At 48.4% G+C, this 12,977-nt stretch carries 12 protein-coding genes and 2 pseudogenes; 1 reads left to right on the top strand and 13 read right to left on the bottom strand.

The features are described 5' to 3' along the window. Positions 1-19 precede the first annotated feature (19 nt). From deoB to prfC, 8 genes are all read right to left on the bottom strand, one after another. Positions 20-1,240, bottom strand: coding sequence for a phosphopentomutase (deoB, locus tag IFO68_RS09220; protein ID WP_192015685.1), 1,221 nt, complete (start codon positions 1,238-1,240; stop codon positions 20-22). A 12-nt stretch (positions 1,241-1,252) separates the two neighbouring features. After that, entirely contained in the window at positions 1,253-2,584 is a 1,332-nt protein-coding gene (gene deoA, locus IFO68_RS09215; protein ID WP_192015624.1) for a thymidine phosphorylase, read from the bottom strand. Positions 2,585-2,756: 172 nt separating this feature from the next. Next, a complete protein-coding gene (gene deoC / locus IFO68_RS09210; RefSeq protein WP_192015623.1) occupies positions 2,757-3,530 on the bottom strand; it encodes a deoxyribose-phosphate aldolase in 774 nt (257 codons plus the stop codon). A gap of 383 nt (positions 3,531-3,913) precedes the next feature. Beyond that, complete coding sequence (locus tag IFO68_RS09205; RefSeq protein ID WP_192015622.1) at positions 3,914-4,084, bottom strand: XapX domain-containing protein; 171 nt, start codon at positions 4,082-4,084, stop codon at positions 3,914-3,916. A gap of 293 nt (positions 4,085-4,377) precedes the next feature. Then, positions 4,378-5,667, bottom strand: coding sequence for a NupC/NupG family nucleoside CNT transporter (locus IFO68_RS09200; RefSeq protein ID WP_192015621.1), 1,290 nt, complete (start codon positions 5,665-5,667; stop codon positions 4,378-4,380). Between the two features lie 212 nt (positions 5,668-5,879). Continuing rightward, on the bottom strand, positions 5,880-6,689 hold the full coding sequence (locus IFO68_RS09195) for a TatD family hydrolase (protein WP_419555438.1): 810 nt from the start codon (positions 6,687-6,689) through the stop codon (positions 5,880-5,882). Then, entirely contained in the window at positions 6,673-6,870 is a 198-nt protein-coding gene (locus tag IFO68_RS09190; protein ID WP_192015691.1) for a hypothetical protein, read from the bottom strand. Before IFO68_RS09190 ends, IFO68_RS09195 begins: the two co-directional genes overlap by 17 nt. A 191-nt stretch (positions 6,871-7,061) precedes the next feature. Continuing rightward, positions 7,062-8,642: a peptide chain release factor 3 gene (prfC, locus tag IFO68_RS09185; protein WP_192015620.1), complete on the bottom strand. Its 1,581-nt coding sequence runs from the start codon at positions 8,640-8,642 to the stop codon at positions 7,062-7,064. A gap of 436 nt (positions 8,643-9,078) precedes the next feature. On the opposite strand from prfC, the pseudogene IFO68_RS09180 reads away from it, so the two are divergent. Next, positions 9,079-9,198 (top strand): annotated as a pseudogene (locus tag IFO68_RS09180) (transposase); the annotation flags it as partial. A 53-nt stretch (positions 9,199-9,251) separates the two neighbouring features. Here IFO68_RS09180 and IFO68_RS21850 read toward each other — a convergent pair. From IFO68_RS21850 to IFO68_RS09160, 5 genes and pseudogenes are all read right to left on the bottom strand, one after another. Further along, positions 9,252-9,431 (bottom strand): annotated as a pseudogene (locus tag IFO68_RS21850) (IS256 family transposase); the annotation flags it as partial. A 92-nt stretch (positions 9,432-9,523) separates the two neighbouring features. Then, positions 9,524-10,396: a class A beta-lactamase gene (bla, locus tag IFO68_RS09175; RefSeq protein ID WP_225445141.1), complete on the bottom strand. Its 873-nt coding sequence runs from the start codon at positions 10,394-10,396 to the stop codon at positions 9,524-9,526. 766 nt (positions 10,397-11,162) lie between these two features. After that, complete coding sequence (locus tag IFO68_RS09170; RefSeq protein ID WP_192015619.1) at positions 11,163-11,342, bottom strand: hypothetical protein; 180 nt, start codon at positions 11,340-11,342, stop codon at positions 11,163-11,165. A 181-nt stretch (positions 11,343-11,523) separates the two neighbouring features. Continuing rightward, the gene (locus IFO68_RS09165) at positions 11,524-12,273 is read right to left on the bottom strand and encodes a 3-oxoacyl-ACP reductase family protein (protein WP_192015618.1); all 750 of its coding nucleotides are present in this window, start codon (positions 12,271-12,273) and stop codon (positions 11,524-11,526) included. 253 nt (positions 12,274-12,526) lie between these two features. Then, the gene (locus IFO68_RS09160) at positions 12,527-12,916 is read right to left on the bottom strand and encodes a hypothetical protein (RefSeq protein WP_192015617.1); all 390 of its coding nucleotides are present in this window, start codon (positions 12,914-12,916) and stop codon (positions 12,527-12,529) included. Between the last annotated feature and the right edge of the window lie 61 nt (positions 12,917-12,977).

The following is a 12,977-nucleotide window of genomic DNA, read 5'->3' as shown; positions in this document are numbered from 1 at the left end:
TCACCACACTGCAGTGCGGTTACAGAAAAGATTTGCCGTAATCCATTGCCGAGGTACCGAAGTAGCTCGCCAGGCTCTGGCCGATATCGGCAAAGGTGTCGCGGCGACCCAGTGAGCCAGCCGGGATCTTAGGACCACTCACCAGCACAGGAATGTGCTCACGGGTATGGTCTGTGCCCGGCCAGGTTGGATCACAACCGTGATCGGCCGTGATGATCAGCACGTCGTCTTCTTTCAGCTGCGACAGCAGCTCAGGCAGGCGACGGTCAAAATATTCCAGCGCGGCGGCATAACCGGCCACATCGCGGCGGTGGCCGTAGGCGGAATCGAAATCGACAAAGTTAGTGAACACTATGGTGTTGTCACCGGCGTTTTCCATTTGTGCCAGGGTGGCATCAAACAGAGCTTCAAGTCCGGTCGCTTTCACTTTCTGGGTGATACCGCAATGGGCATAAATATCGGCAATCTTACCGACAGACACCACGTCACCTTGCTTCTCTTCCACCAGTTTTTGCAGCACAGTGGCTGACGGTGGCTCAAGAGACAGATCACGGCGGTTACCGGTACGTTCAAACTGACCTTTACCTGCGCCGATAAACGGACGGGCAATCACGCGGCCGATATTGTAGTCTTCAAGCTCTTCGCGCACGATCTCGCACAGCGTCATCAGGTTATCTAGGCCATAAGTCTCTTCATGGCAGGCAATCTGGAACACAGAATCTGCCGAGGTATAGAAAATCGGCTTGCCGGTTTTCATGTGCTCCTCGCCCAGATCGTCCAGTACCTGAGTACCGGAAGCATGGCAATTACCCAGGTATCCCGGCAGTTGTGCACGTTCGACAATGCGATCCAGCAGCTCCTGCGGGAAACTGTTGCTGGTGTCGCTGAAGTAACCCCAGTCGAACAATACCGGCACACCGGCGATTTCCCAGTGGCCAGACGGGGTGTCTTTGCCAGATGAGATCTCAGCAGCGTGACCGTAGGCGCCGGTGATCTCAGCCACAGGATCTAAGCCTTGCGGGAATTCACCGCAGGACTCTTCCGCTGCCTTACCCAGACCCAGTCGGGTCAGGTTTGGCAGGTTCAGCAAACCGCTGCGTTCGGCATTGTCGGCACGGCCTTCAGCACAGGCTTTGGCAATATGGCCCATGGTGTTCGCACCCACATCGCCGAATTTGACCGCATCTTCAGTGGCACCCAAGCCAAAAGAATCGAGTACCAGGATAATTGCTCTTTTCATCATTGCTCCAATTTAGACATCTTCAGCACGGATGCGACGGTATACCTCTGGTGTCGCCGCCGGTGCCTGCTCAGTGACTGTGACAGCCTGACGAACAGCATTCGCAGCGTCCTGCCATTGTGCTTCATTGCGGGCATGGATAACGGCCAGCGGGGTCTGCTTATCAAGCGTCTGACCCAGACGTATCATGTCAGTCAGACCCACCGCATAATCAATACTGTCAGAAGCCACTTTCCGGCCACCGCCCATGCTCACCACGGCCATGCCCAGTGCGCGGGTATCCATCGCCCCGGCAAAGCCGCTGGTTTCAGCAAACACAGGTTTGATGATCTCTGCATTCGCCAGATAATTATTATAGTTTTCAACAAAATCAGCCGGACCACCCAGGCCGTGCACCATTTTTCCGAACCGCTCTGCCGCTGCGCCGTTGTCCAGCACCGCTTGCAACTTAGCGCGGGCTTCGCCTTCGTCTTTGGCCAGGCCTGCGTTCAGCAGCATGTCTGCACACAGCGCCATAGTGACTTCAAACAAGCGCGGATTGCGGTATTCGCCGGTCAGGAACTGGACGGCTTCGCGCACTTCTACTGCGTTACCGGCACTGGATGCCAGTATCTGGTTCATGTCGGTCAGTAAGGCGGTGGTTTTGGTGCCGGCACCGTTGGCCACGGCCACAATGGATTTCGCCAGTTCTTCCGAAGCCTCATAAGTAGGCATGAAAGCGCCTGAACCCACTTTGACGTCCATCACCAGCGATTCCAGACCTGCGGCCAGCTTCTTCGACAGAATAGAGGCAGTGATCAGTGAGATATTATCAACCGTGGCGGTAATATCGCGGGTGGCATACACACGCTTATCAGCCGGTGCAAGATCACCGGTCTGGCCGATAATGGCCACGCCTGCACTTTTGGTAACCTGACCGAACACCTCGTTCGACGGCATGATGTTATAGCCCGGAATAGATTCCAGTTTATCCAGCGTGCCGCCGGTATGGCCCAGACCACGACCTGAAATCATAGGCACGAAACCGCCACAGGCGGCGACCATGGGGCCGAGCATCAGTGAGGTCACATCACCCACACCGCCGGTGGAGTGTTTGTCGACAATCGGGCCGCCAAAGTTCATGTGATCCCAGTTCAGCACCATGCCTGAGTCGCGCATGGCACAGGTCAGTGCAACCCGCTCATTCATGGTCATGTCGTTGAAGTACACCGCCATCGCGAAAGCTGCGATCTGGCCCTCAGACACAGTGTCTTTGGCGATGCCCTGAATAAAGAAGTTAATTTCGTCTTGGGTGAGTGCGATGTTATCGCGCTTCTTGCGGATAATTTCCTGAGGTAAATACATAGGATGCCTCGACATGGCTGGGGAGAGACAATAACGCCCGGCAGACCAAACAGCGTCAGCAGCACGAGCAGACAGGCGCGGTCTTTCCCTTTATTTGGCAGTTTCCTGTGGCAGCCCGTTGAGCCGGCTGCCACAGATCAGGTTCAGAATCGGTCAACCGATACCTGTGGTATCAGTAACCGCCTTCTGCGGCTTTCTCGCCTTCACCCAGCGTATTGAGCAGGTTTGCCAGCAAGCTGGATGCACCAAAACGATAGTGTGCGCTGTCTGCCCAGTCGGCACCCAGAATACGATCAGCCATCGCCAGGAACTGCTGTGCGTCTTCAGCGGTACGTACACCACCGGCAGGCTTAAAGCCTACGCTGTTCTGTACGCCCATGTCTTTGATTACCGTCAACATAATCTCTGCCGCTTCAGGCGTTGCGTTCACTGGTACTTTGCCTGTTGAGGTCTTGATGAAATCCGCACCGGCTTTGATAGAAATTTCAGAGGCTTTGCGGATCAGTGCCGGCTCTTTGAGCTCACCGGTTTCAATAATCACTTTCAGCAGAATGTCACCGCAGGCGGCTTTACACTGTTTAACCAGCTCAAAGCCCACTTCCTCGTTACCGGCAATCAGGGCGCGGTACGGGAACACCACATCCACTTCATCCGCGCCGTAAGCAACGGCCGCTTTGGTTTCAGCAACGGCAATGTCAATGTCATCGTTGCCGTGCGGGAAGTTGGTCACTGTAGCAATACGAACATCCGGCGTGCCCTGCTCGCGCAGCTGCTTTTTGGCAACCGGAATAAAACGCGGATAAATACAAATCGCCGCGGTATTTCCGACAGGGGTTTTCGCGTTCTTACACAGTTCGATCACTTTCGCATCGGTATCGTCATCGTTCAGTGTGGTCAGGTCCATCAGTTTTAACGCACGCAGTGCAGCCGTTTTTAAATCGCTCATGACTTTCTCCAGTCGATTATGTTCTACCAAGTGTTCTGTTCACTTTGCCCACTCAGACAGTAGTAACTCTGCCGATTGTAGCCTCAGAGAAACAGAAGCGGACTTGATTCCATGAAGACTCAGGCCCTTTACAGCGTGCCCGATCGACGTCCTTTTCACCGCGCAAGGTGGCATCACCTTGCCAGCCATTCATTTTTGCATCCTAATTCACAGAATTATCAGGATACTTACACGCAGATATCATCAACCTGCGATTCAACGCAGCCATTTTACCAAGGAGCTCAGAGGCAAACCATACAATAGACGTTTCCCAGGGTGGATAATGTGTTGATTCAGCACGCGGCTATCGTCATCTATCCGTCCGGATCAATTCTGAACCTTGTTCAGGAAAAGAAACGTTCAATCAGCCATTGATACAGCTGCCCGCCGATATACACACCGACAATGCCCATCACCCCGGATAACACAGGGGGAGCCGGAATCGGCAGTTTAAGTGCGGAAAACATCAGTCCAACTATCACACCTGCCAGTAAAGCCACTATCACGTCATGCATGCTATCACTCCAGTCGTTGTTACCAGACTGGGAGTGCGAAGCAATCCGGTCTGGAAATACTCACAGAGTGTAGACCGCAGAAAACCAAGTGTCTGCTGACCCCTTAAGCATGCGCGTACCGCCTGAGTGAAGGAAGAGTCAATTGACGGTTTTTACCGGCTTTTACTGAAAATGATTCAGATAGTTACTGATTCTGTTGACTGCCGCCAGTGTCAGCGGCAAAGAAAATGCGAGGCGAAAAAAAACGCCACAGCTAGGCTGTGGCGTTTTCAATCTGACGGTTTCTGACTGAATTACAGTGACAGGAACAAACCTGCAATCGTTGCAGACATCAGGTTAGACAGCGTACCTGCGGCAACGGCTTTCATACCGAAGCGGGCAATGTCGTGACGACGGCTTGGTGCCAGACCGCCCAGACCACCCAGCAGGATAGCAATCGAAGACAGGTTTGCGAAACCACACAGTGCGAAAGAAATGATCGCTTTGGTCTTCTCAGTCATCGCTACACCAGTTTCAGCAACCAGCAGACCACCATCAGCCACATCTTTCAGGTACGGCGTGAAGTTCAGGTAAGCCACGAACTCGTTCACGACTATTTTCTGACCGATGAAAGAACCGGCAACCTGTGCTTCATTCCAAGGCACACCAATCAGGAAAGCCAGCGGCTGGAAGACATAACCCAGGATCAGTTCCAGCGTCAGCTCAGGCATACCGAACCAGCCGCCAAACCAACCCAACATACCGTTGATCAGAGCAATCAGACCGATGAACGCCAGCAGCATCGCACCGACGTTCAGTGCCAGTTGCATACCGGAAGAGGCACCCGCAGCCGCTGCGTCAATGACGTTAGCAGGCTTGTCATCGTGACCTTCATCATCTTTATCAACGCCCAATTGATCCAAAGGCGTTTCTGTTTCAGGTTTGATGATTTTCGCAAACAACAGACCACCCGGTGCCGCCATGAAAGAGGCTGCAATCAGGTATTCCAGCGGTACACCCATAGAGGCATAACCGGCCAGTACACCACCGGCAACAGACGCCAGACCACCACACATCACAGCGAACAGCTCAGACTGAGTCATCTTAGGTACAAACGGACGCACAACCAGCGGTGCTTCAGTTTGACCCACGAAAATGTTCGCTGTTGCAGACATGGATTCGGCACGGGACGTTCCCAGTGCTTTCTGTAGACCACCACCCAGAATGTTAATCACAAACTGCATGATACCCAGATAGTACAGTACGCTGATCAGTGCTGAGAAGAACACAATAACCGGCAGCACTTTCAGGGCGAAAACGAAACCGCCGCCACCGAAGACTTCAAACATCTTGCCTGATACCAGACCGCCGAACAGGAAAGAAATCCCCTGATCGCCGTAACCGATCACACTTGCAACGAATTGTGATGCACCATACAGCACATCACGGCCTACCGGCACATACAGTACGAATGCGCCGAAAAAGAGTTGAATGGCAAACGCGCCACCCACGGTACGTAAGTTAATAGCTTTACGGTTATCAGACAGCAGCACAGCCACAAGCAGCAGCACAACCATCCCAACCAGGCTCATAAACACGCTCATAGTTTATGGCATCCCTATAGTTAAATTTTGGCGTCTCGACAATTCGGCTCTCTCAAGAGTCGGGCGCATTATACGCATGGCAACTTACAGCATGTAATGCACACATCACACTTTGATTGGAAACCGAGTGAAAGATGAACATCAAGTGTGATAGAGGTCACACCAAGTCACCGCCTGATGGATAAAGAAAAGCAAGAGAAATGTCAAAATCATCAAGTTTGAGAAGGCAGTGCAAACAAAACTTCTGCATTTTTGCTAGTAGCAGCAGCAAGTGCCGCCAATGATTCTGACCTCAGTTCAGCCAGAGCCGCTAGCACTAACGCCACTCTGTCCGGCTGATTCGGCTCTCCCTGGTAACCGGCCAACGGCATATCTGGCGCATCGGTTTCCAGTAACATCGCATCGAGAGGTAACTGAGTCATTGTAGTTCGAGTTTTGTTCGCTCTGCGATAGGTGATCGTACCACCGACGCCAATTTTGATACCTAGATCAAGAAGTTGAGACGCTTGCTGCAAACTACCACTGAATGCATGATAAACCCCTCCCCGAATTGGCGGGCAAGGTTTCAGGCATTGCATCAGTTCAGGGAAAGCTTTCCGGCAGTGAAGTATCACCGGCAGGTTAAATTGATTGGCTAATTCCAGTTGCCTGATCAGCCAGCCCTTTTGCTGCTGTCTGTCTGCATTCGGGATAGCAAAATCCAGCCCGCACTCCCCGACAGCCACACAGCGGTTGCCCGTCTCCTGACTGACCTTTTTCAGCCTGCTCTCCAGCTGGTTCAGTGTGTCGGCATCATGCTCGGAAGCAAAATACGGGTGCATGCCCAGTGCATAGAAGAGTGCCGGCTGTGCAGGGGATGCCGTGCGGGCACACAATGTCTGAATGGGCTGCCAGTTTCGCGCCCCCACCGATGGGATCACGATATGGCTGACGCCAGCCTGCCCGGCTTGTGCCAGATAGGACTCTGGATCACCGGCAAACGGCGGAAAATCGAAATGGCAGTGACTATCGATCAGCTGCACCTGAGGTATCCTTTTTCACTGACTGACACGCTCTTGTCCTGGCAGCGCGCTGCGCCGGATGACGGGCATCGTCTTCATCATAGCGGACGGGCGCACAGCAGCGCCGGTTTTCCGGCACAAAGCCCATACGCTCGCACCAGGCATCATAGTGAGCCAGCCAACGGCGGATCAGAGTTAACACAGTGCTCTCCTCCTTGCAGTTCAGATTCAGACAGCCTGCATGATTATGTCAGGAATAGTTTGAATACTGAACAGTATCATTCCTGAGCTGCGTGACATCAAGCGAGCGAAGAGACATGATGCCAACCGAACAAAAAAAGCCCCTGAAATCAGAGGCTTTTTCTTTCGTAGCCTTAAGTCAACAGACAGGCATTAATGCTCGCGGGTGGCGCGGAAGTCCACCTCTGGGAAACGCTCTTTCGCCAGATTGAGGTTCACCATAGTCGGTGCGATGTAAGTGAGGTTATCACCCCCATCCAGCGCCAGATTCACTTCATTCTTGCGGCGGAATTCCTCGAATTTCTTGCCGTCGCCACATTCTACCCAGCGTGCCGTTGCCACGTTGACGCTTTCGTAAATGGCTTCGACATTGTATTCCGCCTTCAGACGAGCCACGACAACGTCAAACTGCAGCACACCGACGGCGCCGACGATCAAATCATTGTTGAGCAGCGGACGGAATACCTGCACCGCACCTTCTTCCGACAGCTGCACCAGGCCTTTCAGCAATTGTTTCTGCTTCAGCGGATCGCGCAGGCGGATACGGCGGAACAGCTCAGGAGCAAAATTCGGAATACCGGCAAATTTCAGATTTTCCCCTTGGGTAAAGGTATCGCCAATCTGAATCGTCCCGTGGTTATGCAGACCAATGATGTCACCGGCATAGGCAGTTTCAGCACGGGAGCGGTCACCGGCCATGAAAGTCACAGCATCCGAAATGCTGATGTTCTTGCCGATACGGACATGGTTCATTTTCATGCCCTGGGTATAAGTGCCCGAGACAATGCGCATAAAGGCAATACGGTCGCGGTGTTTCGGGTCCATATTGGCCTGAATCTTGAACACGAAGCCGGAGAACTTCTCTTCCGTGGCTTCAACATCGCGCTCATTCGCCTGACGCGGCAGCGGCGCAGGTGCCCACTCAGTCAGGCCGTCAAGCATATGGTCAACACCAAAGTTACCCAGTGCCGTACCGAAGAATACCGGCGTCAGTTCCCCTTTAAGGAACAGTTCACGATCAAATTCGTGCGATGCACCCAGCACCAGTTCCAGCTCTTCACGCAACTGACCGGCCAGATCCTCGCCAACAGCCGTATCCAGTTCAGGGTTGTCCAAACCTTTCACAATCCGGACTTCCTGAATGGTGTGACCCTGACCGGTGGCGTACAGAATGGTTTCGTCACGGTGAATGTGATAGACGCCTTTGAACTCTTTACCACAGCCAATCGGCCAGCTGACCGGCGCACAGGCAATGTTCAGCTCACTTTCCACTTCATCCAGCAATTCCATCGGATCGCGGATGTCACGGTCAAGTTTGTTCATAAAGGTCACGATAGGCGTGTCACGCAGACGGGTGACTTCCATCAGCTTACGGGTCCGATCCTCGACACCTTTAGCCGCATCTATCACCATCAGACAAGAGTCCACAGCGGTCAGTGTGCGGTAGGTATCTTCCGAGAAATCTTCGTGCCCCGGGGTATCGAGCAGGTTGACCAGACACTCGTTGTACGGAAACTGCATCACAGAGGTAGTGACCGAGATACCACGCTCTTTTTCCATTTCCATCCAGTCCGACTTAGCGTGCTGGTTAGAGCCGCGGCCTTTGACCGTACCGGCACGCTGCAGGGCGTTTCCGAACAGCAGGACTTTTTCAGTAATGGTGGTTTTACCCGCATCCGGGTGAGAAATGATGGCAAACGTGCGGCGTTTACCCACTTCAGTTAAAAAAGACATATTCAGTGAAGATCCAGTTATCGAATTAAGTCAGCCCAGGCGAGGTAGGTTAAAACGCAGCGCCCGGTATGTCAGTTGAGTCTTGCCCGGAACAAGCCGGGTGATGGCTGATTAACCTGTGGTTACATCCTGGCCTCTGTTTGCTCTTCTGTGCCGTAACAGGCAGTAGGGGATGACTTGGGTATATGATGGCGGAATTATACGCAAAGTCTGCGCAAAGAAACAGTCACTCGCCACTCAAGCTGCTTCCGATGCGCAAACCAGGCAGAATAACGGAACGAAAATCGGCGACAAAACGGGCAAAACCCTCCTGCCGCCGCGGGTTCGTCACTAGCTGAACCGTCTGTTTCTAACCGGCAATCTTTACCTGTCCACTTCCCCTATCCTGAGACAGTCTAAACTGGAGATTTCTGCCAAATAACAGCAGGAGATCACCATGAAGAAGTCACGGTTCACTGAATCACAGATAGTCGCGATTCTCAAAGAAGCGGATGCTGGCCTGAAGGTCGATGATATATGCCGCCAGCACGGGATCAGCAGCGCCACCAACTATAACTGAAAAGCTAAATATGGCGGGTAGGACACCTCTGAGCTAAAGGGGAAGTGGAGACTTAGCTTTGACGGGTGTTTTTCGTAGCCAAGGTGCTCGTCTAACTCGACATTAAGCGTAGTTTCAACGGTCACCTTGGTTAACATTTTACTAAGGTGCTCAAGATCAGATTGGGACTTAATGAATTTTGCGGCTTCACGAACAAATACTTCAAGTGCTTTCTTGTCCTTGCTGTCTATCCTGAAGCCTTTAAGACTAAAACTTAGACTATTACACAAATTTCAGGTCAGTCTCATTTCATCTTGCCTATAAATCAGTATAACCATCAAAATTATTGGTATTTACCGTAAATAACTTTACCTATTTCTGATATTACTTTGTCTCTTTCTTCCAAAGTTGTACCACTTTTTCTGACATACATAGTAACAATCACCGGATGCTGTGTTTCTGACCAAGCCATTGATACAATGCCTCGCACACCATAATCACTGGCTCCAGAACGATCCGCTATTGACCAACCTTTAGGTAATGAAGCTCTTAGCAGGCCATCAGCTACTTTATTGCCTTCCATCCACTGCTTCAATTGAGATTTTGACTCTAATGATAGAACATCACCCAGAAGAAGTTTGTTTAGACTTGCAGCCATTGCATTGGTGGTAGTTGTATCCCTCATATCATATTCTATATTTTTTGTTAGTTCCGGTTCATAGCGATCTGACCGCATTACATTATCGCCTATTGAGCGCATAAAGTTAGTCAGGCCAATTGGTCCACCTACTGCAGAGATGGTGTAGTTTGCTGCCGTATTATCACTATATGTTAGTGTAGCGTTGCATGCATCTTTGAGAGTGAAGCCTTTACCAACGTAATCTTTTGTAACTGGAGAATATTCGACAAGATCACTCTTTTTCACCACGACGGAATCACTGAGTTTGAGCTGTCCTTTGTCCACTTTTGCTAGTACATTCGCGCATGCCAACGCTTTAATTGTACTATTGAAATGGAAGCGTTTATCACCATGTACGGATTCCACTTCATGTGACTTAGTGTCCAATACAGTAACCCCAATACTCCAACCTTGCTCTTCAAAATGCTGAACTTTATCTTCCAGCGAAGAAGCTGCAACGTTTGGTGAAATAATAATACAGGTAGAAAATAACAATGAAGATATAGATAAACTTCTAGACATTTTTGACTTATTCATAAATTACCTTTAAGAACTTGAGTATATAATGCAGCCAAAATAATAACTGCAGTTAAGTAAAACGGTTAGGATATACTTTACTTCGCCATGATAATCAGCGATTTCGCTTAACATGAAATAAAGCAACCATTTCCTACTTTTTAAATTAAAACTGGAGGTTTCTTACTAAAAAATCCATTTTATACAATAATAGATCTTACACATAACTCTCGTATAGTCATCTCAATACAAACTTAATTACAATAAAAACCACTCTGAAACATATTCATAGTCACGTCATAAATAAGTAAAAACATTCACCCTTAAATATTTTTAATTGAAATAATTAGAAAGAACCCCACCACTTATGATGTTCCCCCCTCTATAACAAATTAAAAAAATTAGTTTTTGATGAATATTTTATGTAATAAAGCATGGTTTTTTATCATGGTAAACAGGGAAGATAATGCTTCATTATGTAATGCCCATTCATCCTAGGTAATGCAACATGATTAATCAACACACTGAGTTCCTCACCTTAATCTCGCCCCTCAGTTCGTTTATATATTCAACCTACAAACGGCATATTGTTGGGAGTAATGATATAACAATGCATTGACTCGAATGAAATAGTAAAGAAAGACTGGAAAGCCAGAAAACGTGGCCAACTTTATTGACGTTCGCAATGCCACCTAAGACAGTCATCTATAAAAAACTACCTGTTTGTTAAAGACATTAAAGGTGAATATTCTGTCTCTTAAATATTGTTTCCTTATATTTAGTCACGTCACTTTCTTATATTTTTTACTTTATTAATATTTTGATTTTCCACCTTTAAAATAGGGTGCTGTTTATATGGTAACAACTGGATATCTTGAGCAAGCATCCAAAATTGTTCAAAGCTAATAGGTTTTTCATGATCAACATTGGATATAGGCCAGACATCGAAAAATTCTTCACTACTCATACGATATTACTTAATCACCTAAGTCAAAAATTTCATTCACTATTTCAGCTTTTACAATGCCACTTAAATAGTGATTCTCAATAATAATCAACAAGTAGCCACGCATGTTTTACTTAAACCTTAAAGTCTTGAACTATTATCACACATACTTCACTCTATAAAACAATCCAAGACAAGTTTGTCAAGCAGAAAAACCACCATCTATCATCAAATCCGCGCCTGTAATATAACCTGCTTCTGCACTTGCGACAAATGCGACCAAGTTTGCAATCTCCTCTGCCTGACCATAGCGTCCAAGTGCACCAATCGCTTTTACCTTCTCAGATGTATCGCTATTTTCTGGATTTAAATCGGTATCTACAGGTCCAGGTAGAATATTATTTACTGTAATTCCTCTGTGGCCTAAGTCTCGAGAAAGGCCTTTGACCAACCCTGACAGAGCAGATTTACTCATTCCATAGATAGCACCTCCTGCAAATGGGATACGCTGAGCATTTGTACTGCTAATATTAATAATTCTACCATAGTTATTCATATATTTAGCAGCTTCATTACTTGCAATAAATACACTTCTTACATTGGTATTTATCGTCTTCTCCCAATCATCCAAGGTTAAGTTTTCAACATTATCCCAAATTAGAACACCAGAATTGTTAACGACAATATCTAGTTGACCAAAGAGCTCAACGACTCTGCCCATTGCATTTCTGATATCCTCAGGCTTTGTACTATCCGCCTTGATTGCGATGACCTTACCACCTTTTGATGTCAGCTCATTTACGAGTGCATTTGCTTTACTGTGAGATAAAACATATGTGAAAGCGACCGATGCACCCTCTGAAACTAACCTTTCAACAATAGCAGCCCCAATACCTCTGCTCCCACCTTGGATGAAAGCGACTTTACCTTGAAAGCGATTGAAGTTATTCATATTATTCACCTTTTAATTAACTATTGGTTGTTCTCCACCGAGTGTGTTAAGAATAAACAATTCACATCCACTTATTATTAATCAAAGAGGTTTGGCTCGGCATCACATCTCCAGACAAAGTTCACTTGAATACTTCTGAAACATAGAGGGATGAATCTACGCAATTCACGCGTGCCCAGACGATGACATTTACTTAAGATAAACCCTAAGAACAATATCCTCTCTTAAAAAATAAAGCAGTAATCCCTGCAAGTTACAAGCACTCAAGAAGGAACTTATTCGGGTGCGGCCATACTTCTTCTTCCGGCTTATCAAACTGTAGAAACTCTACCAAATCACGACCTTCAAGAACAAAGGCTACTGTAACCCCATCGCAGGGGCTCGTTGGTTCAAGAATCACCTTTCGGCCCTTGATTGCTTTTTTCAGATCTTCAACCACATAGCCAACATGAGGCTGTGTTCTTATAATTTCAGGGAGTAGACTGTCCTTATCAAACTCCATCCACTCAATAGCATAAGGTGACTCAAAATATCCTGTAGCACGCATTTTCAAATCAGCATTATAAGTGTCAGCTGGAAGCTTTTCCGTAATTGGGATTCCTACGTGATGGAACGTAATCTTCTGGAAGGTTGATTTGCTCATACTAAAATCCCAATAATAAAATATAATAATTCTTAGCGTCACATACAGAGTGCTGAGATAA

It is taken from the genome of Photobacterium arenosum, from assembly GCF_014841115.1.
Classification (GTDB): domain Bacteria; phylum Pseudomonadota; class Gammaproteobacteria; order Enterobacterales; family Vibrionaceae; genus Photobacterium; species Photobacterium arenosum.
This window is presented reverse-complemented; position numbering and strand designations above follow the sequence as displayed.

Bases quoted from the DNA above. Each gene is read 5' to 3' on its own strand.
- deoB (WP_192015685.1), bottom strand. From the start codon at position 1,240: ATGAAAAGAGCAATTATCCTGGTACTCGATTCTTTTGGCTTGGGTGCC.
- deoA (WP_192015624.1), bottom strand. From the start codon at position 2,584: ATGTATTTACCTCAGGAAATTATCCGCAAGAAGCGCGATAACATCGCA.
- deoC (WP_192015623.1), bottom strand. From the start codon at position 3,530: ATGAGCGATTTAAAAACGGCTGCACTGCGTGCGTTAAAACTGATGGAC.
- IFO68_RS09205 (WP_192015622.1), bottom strand. From the start codon at position 4,084: ATGCATGACGTGATAGTGGCTTTACTGGCAGGTGTGATAGTTGGACTG.
- IFO68_RS09200 (WP_192015621.1), bottom strand. From the start codon at position 5,667: ATGAGCGTGTTTATGAGCCTGGTTGGGATGGTTGTGCTGCTGCTTGTG.
- prfC (WP_192015620.1), bottom strand. From the start codon at position 8,642: ATGTCTTTTTTAACTGAAGTGGGTAAACGCCGCACGTTTGCCATCATT.
- bla (WP_225445141.1), bottom strand. From the start codon at position 10,396: ATGAATAAGTCAAAAATGTCTAGAAGTTTATCTATATCTTCATTGTTA.
- IFO68_RS09170 (WP_192015619.1), bottom strand. From the start codon at position 11,342: ATGAGTAGTGAAGAATTTTTCGATGTCTGGCCTATATCCAATGTTGAT.
- IFO68_RS09165 (WP_192015618.1), bottom strand. From the start codon at position 12,273: ATGAATAACTTCAATCGCTTTCAAGGTAAAGTCGCTTTCATCCAAGGT.
- IFO68_RS09160 (WP_192015617.1), bottom strand. From the start codon at position 12,916: ATGAGCAAATCAACCTTCCAGAAGATTACGTTCCATCACGTAGGAATC.